Here is a 1,035-nt window from a genome sequence, read left to right as displayed (position 1 = left end):
CGGACCCCGGCACTCTCCCAGTCTCCGGGCGTCGTGGTGACGACGCGGGCGCCGTCCGGGCGCTCGGAGCCGGGCTGGGCCACGTGATGAGTGTGGGACCAGCCCAGGGTGCGAGGCCGACCGGATGCGGCGAGGACGGCGGCGAGGTCCAGGGGGTGGAAGGCGATCTGGTCGAGCATGGCGAGATGCTCCGCGACTCCGGTGCGGGTGCGGTCGGCGTCGGCGAGGGCGGCCAGGGCGACGTGGACGCGCCAGCTGTCGGTAGCGGCGGACTGGTGCAGGATCCGCGATACCAGGACGCTGCCCGAGCCCAGGGCCAGGAGGGCGCTCTCGTCCAAGACCACATCCACCGTGTGCGGGGCGGGGGCGGCAGGACTCATGCGGTGTCGCCGAGGCGGCGGTCCAGCTCGGCGTCGGCCGCGCGGTCCTGCTCGGGGGTCGGGGTGTAGCCCGACATCTCCCGCAGCACGGCCAGGGTGCGGGCAGTGCGCTCGGCCCGCTCGCTCGCGGTCAGGGTGTGCGCGGCGAAATCACTGACGAGCTGCGCGATGCTGGTGCCCTTCTCCGCAGCGAGGGCGGCGAGCCTGTCCCGGACGGTGTCCTCGACCTTGATCGTCGTGTGTGCCATGACGCGAGAATACATGAGGTATACCCAGTGGGGCGGGTGTGCTCTCACATCGGCCGGAACCGGTCACGGATGACACCGGACACAGCACGCTCCATTCGCGCACACCCTGCAGCCCCGGCACCCGCAAGACATCGATACGCACCCAGCGACCACCGGAAGCCGAGCTCCGCACCTGAATCAAGGGCAGCTTCCACGCGGCCGACGTGGAGCGGGACCTCGCCTGCTACGGCGCCGGAACCTGCCGACACGCCCAGCTCGGTTAGAGATCCGCAAGGCGGCACGCTGGGACACAACGCCAGCATCAGGCCCAGTGCTGCTCAGAGCCGGGGATCAGAAACACGCACTCATTTCTTCGCGTAGGTGAGGAAGACGGTGCCGCTTTCCATGATCTTGCTGTCGGCCAGGGC

General features: G+C 70.0%; 2 protein-coding genes. Both read right to left on the bottom strand.

What is annotated here, in order from left to right:
* Positions 1-380, bottom strand: a 380-nt coding sequence (locus tag IE226_RS43650; RefSeq protein WP_190087094.1) for a PIN domain-containing protein, incomplete at its 3' end; no start/stop codon positions are given.
* Positions 377-628 carry a hypothetical protein gene (locus tag IE226_RS43645; RefSeq protein ID WP_190087093.1) on the bottom strand — a complete coding sequence of 84 codons (252 nt, stop codon included), beginning with the start codon at positions 626-628 and terminating at the stop codon, positions 377-379. The genes IE226_RS43650 and IE226_RS43645, both read right to left, overlap by 4 nt.
* Between the last annotated feature and the right edge of the window lie 407 nt (positions 629-1,035).

The sequence above is a fragment of the Streptomyces longisporoflavus genome, assembly GCF_014649775.1.
Classification (GTDB): Bacteria; Actinomycetota; Actinomycetes; order Streptomycetales; family Streptomycetaceae; genus Streptomyces; species Streptomyces longisporoflavus.
The sequence above is the reverse complement of the archived record's forward strand: the minus strand, read 5'-3'. Positions and strand labels throughout refer to the sequence as shown.

Coding starts and splice junctions, on each gene's coding strand:
- IE226_RS43645 (WP_190087093.1), bottom strand. CDS start 628: ATGGCACACACGACGATCAAGGTCGAGGACACCGTCCGGGACAGGCTC.